This window comes from uncultured Mucilaginibacter sp. (assembly GCF_903913935.1).
In the GTDB taxonomy this organism is placed as follows: domain Bacteria; phylum Bacteroidota; class Bacteroidia; order Sphingobacteriales; family Sphingobacteriaceae; genus Mucilaginibacter.
In genome coordinates this window covers 1-3,276 of the sequence record NZ_CAIWNH010000455.1, presented here as the reverse complement: position 1 = coordinate 3,276, position 3,276 = coordinate 1, and the positions used below count along the sequence as shown (strand labels likewise).

Here is a 3,276-nt window from a genome sequence, read left to right as displayed (position 1 = left end):
TTTAGAAAAGTGTAAAGCTATTACAGGATTAAAATTAAGTGTAAACTTATATCAGGATTAATCATTAAAAGTGTAAACTTTTTTCAGGACGAGACATTGTCCCACCTGTCCCAGCTGTCCCGCTCAAAAATGGGATGGGACAAATGGGACAAAAACAAAATGCCATCCCCAATCCTTCTATCTGAACGATGAATCTTATAAAAACCAATACAGTCATTTTGGCGGCCCTCTTTTCGCTATTTGCGCCCCAGCCTCAGAATGATATCCCCCAGTATGATCATGTGGTTGTTGTGATTGAAGAGAACCATGCCTATCATGAGTTGATTGGTTCGGCGAACGCCCCGTATATTAATCAGCTTGCCAAAGGCGGCGTGTTATTTACCAATTCGCATGGTATCGGGCATCCCAGCCAGCCTAATTACCTGGCGCTGTTTTCTGGCAGTACGCAGGGCGTAACGGGCGATGAATGCCTTGAGGGTAAAACACCTTTTAAAACCCCCAACCTGGGCGAGGCTTTGATAGATAAGCACCTTACTTTTAAAGGATACGCCCAAACCATGCCAAAGGCAGGCTACCTGGGCTGCACATTTTTGAGCAGCAGCGTTACTATTGGCCACTTGTATGCCCGCAAGCATACGCCATGGGTAAATTGGCTGGGAACCGGTGTTAATTGTATCCCCCTTTCATGCAGTGTGCCGATGACTGATTTTCCGAAAGATTTTACCAAACTGCCTACAATAGCTTTTGTGGTGCCCGATATGGATTATGATATGCATAATATTGGACTGTCGGGCGATGACAACGCAATACGCAGGGGCGATACCTGGCTAAAGGACAACCTGAATGAATACGCCCAATGGGCAAAAAAACACAATAGATTACTGATAGTTACTTTTGACGAGGACGACTATGTGAGCAAAAATGAAAACAGGATCCCAACGGTGTTTTATGGGGCGAAACTTATACAGGGGGAGTACAAAGGCCCGGTTAATCATTACAATATATTGCACACGCTGGAGTCGATGTACGGATTAACATTTACGGACAATGTAGTCGCGCCGCCTGTTGGAGGCGTTTGGGGGAAATAAGGGGCGAAGTCTGAAAGTCCGAAGTATGCATTTCAGCATCCAGCTTAACGCTACGGTGGAGTACGGCATTAATTACGGGAAGAATAAAATTGAATTGCAGGGACAATAACCGCGCTTTGCTGTCTGGGTTTAATTGTCACTTAATATAGCTGCCTTTTTCCGCTGTTTGTTAACGCTATGCGGTTTCAGAAAGTTGTAGGTTAAATTGATGCCGATATATTGGCCGGTGCGGTTGCTGTTGGTGCCATCAAAAAATACGTAGCCCTGAACCATAGTAATGGCAAATGTGGTACTTACGTTAAAATTAATACCATTACAGATTTCGGACATCAAACCTTGTTTGCCGTTTAGTACATACCCTGCGCCCAGGCACAACGATTCGGCAAACCTGCCTTTCGAAAATACGTTTATCGACGGCCTTAATTCTATATACCGTGCCGTGTCATTGCCCCTTAATTCGTTTAATTTTCCAATTGCCAGGCCTATATCAAAAATACCATAAGTGCGGCCAAACTCAATAGCCGGCGCAAACCTTTTGGCAGCACCACCTCTCGTGTTTACAAAAACGTTTGTATTTGCTGAAATATAAAAATATTGCGGTTCTTTATTTTCTTTTGAGGTGTCAGATTCAATGGTGGTATCCCTTTTACGAAGGTTATTAATAGCATGGCTCAGTTTTGCCGGCTGCATAGCTTGTGGGTGTTGTGCAAATCCGGTTATTGAGCAAATAGAAAGTAGAATTGTAAAAACTGTCTTCATTTTGCATTAGGGTTTTGGATAAACCTTGCTTTCAGACAGATAATGATCTAAATTGTTTTAAACAAAAACAGGATCACCCTTTGTTAAGGCGATCCTGTTTTTATTTATTATAAAGGTAAATCCTACCGATGCAGACGGGTAACCAGCGTAAACCTGTTGCTCCCGTATGAATTTGTATCTGCGGTCATATCAAATAAATATGAGGGGTAGTGGCGAAAATCCAGTGAGTCCTTTTTGAATTTATCCATCAACCATATATCATAATTTGATGGTATTGCCTGTATTTTGGTGATGTATAATTTATATAGTCCTGTTTTGGTAGCGTTAACCACCAATTTTACCGTTGTTCCGTGGCTTGCCAGAGGTAATGTATTAATAGATAAAGGTACATTATCGCTTGACAGGCTTGAAAAACTTACCATCCCGAATCCCTGCATAAACCGTGCGTCTTCCGCGCCGGAATAGGCTGCTGTTGATTTTGGATTAAAGGAGATCATCAATCCATCGGTATTGATAGAATCTTTACCTAGTTTAACACAAATGTATCCCTTGGTGCTATCCGCTTTTTTACCAGCCGTATCCTGGTTCAACACAATGGTTGTTGACGGTAATTGTTGTGTGCCCTGGGTACTTGCTGCAAATGGGTTTACAGAAGCTTCTTTATGGCATGACGAAAAATAAAGTGCTGCAATTATGATAATTGCTGATATCCTGGTTTTCATTTTATTGTTTGTTGTAAAAGCCTTATTGGCTTTAATTTATCCTGGTAATGTGTGCTTTTACGACTGCAGGTTATAAAATGTTCAGGTATTATTCATATTTATTTAATTTATGATGAGGGTATTATACAAGGATGGTTTTATTTGATATATGTCGATAAGAGCCCGGGCCATGGCGCGTTAAACGGCGATGCAGAAATGCAAGGGCCGAAATTCCGGATTCGGGAAGGGTAATACAAAAAAGAGTGAACAAGGATTTACAGGATCATAGGATTTACTGTTTTAAAACCTATGATCCTGTAAATCCTAAATATCGTGTCAAGCCTGGTGGAAGCTCAATCCATTTCCATCAGGGTCTTTAACCGACATGAATTTGCCCCATGGAGTTTCGTCAATCCGCCCCACATAGATGCCTTTTGCAGTAAATTCTTCAACATCCTGTTCAAGGCTGTTTGTTTTAATAACAAGCCCCTGCACGCTGCCCGCGGGCATTGCCGGGAACCACGTTACAAGGGTGATAGAGGTATCGTGTCCGTTAAAGCCCAGTTGTACCCAGGTTTGGCCATCGCCGGTGGGTGTTTCAGCTAAAATGGTGAAGCCAAGTTTTACATAAAATTCCTTTGACCGTTGCTGATCAGTAACAGGGATAGAGATAATTTCAATCGCTTTCATTATTAGGGTTTATTTGGTTTAATAAATTCTCAAGGTTT

The 3,276-nt window shown here is 41.9% G+C and carries 4 protein-coding genes; 1 reads left to right on the top strand and 3 read right to left on the bottom strand.

The annotated features are described in order from the left end of the window. The first annotated feature begins 188 nt into the window (after positions 1–188). Positions 189–1,088 (top strand): alkaline phosphatase family protein, encoded by a 900-nt coding sequence (locus QZY09_RS18235; RefSeq protein ID WP_295674684.1) that lies wholly within the window; start codon positions 189–191, stop codon positions 1,086–1,088. Between the two features lie 129 nt (positions 1,089–1,217). Here QZY09_RS18235 and QZY09_RS18230 read toward each other — a convergent pair whose 3' ends face one another. The 3 genes from QZY09_RS18230 to QZY09_RS18220 form a co-directional block, all read right to left on the bottom strand. Then, entirely contained in the window at positions 1,218–1,847 is a 630-nt protein-coding gene (locus QZY09_RS18230) for a hypothetical protein (RefSeq protein WP_295674682.1), read from the bottom strand. 122 nt (positions 1,848–1,969) lie between these two features. Further along, positions 1,970–2,569 (bottom strand): hypothetical protein, encoded by a 600-nt coding sequence (locus QZY09_RS18225; RefSeq protein ID WP_295674681.1) that lies wholly within the window; start codon positions 2,567–2,569, stop codon positions 1,970–1,972. Between the two features lie 315 nt (positions 2,570–2,884). Then, positions 2,885–3,238 carry a VOC family protein gene (locus QZY09_RS18220; protein WP_295674680.1) on the bottom strand — a complete coding sequence of 118 codons (354 nt, stop codon included), beginning with the start codon at positions 3,236–3,238 and terminating at the stop codon, positions 2,885–2,887. Positions 3,239–3,276 lie beyond the last annotated feature (38 nt).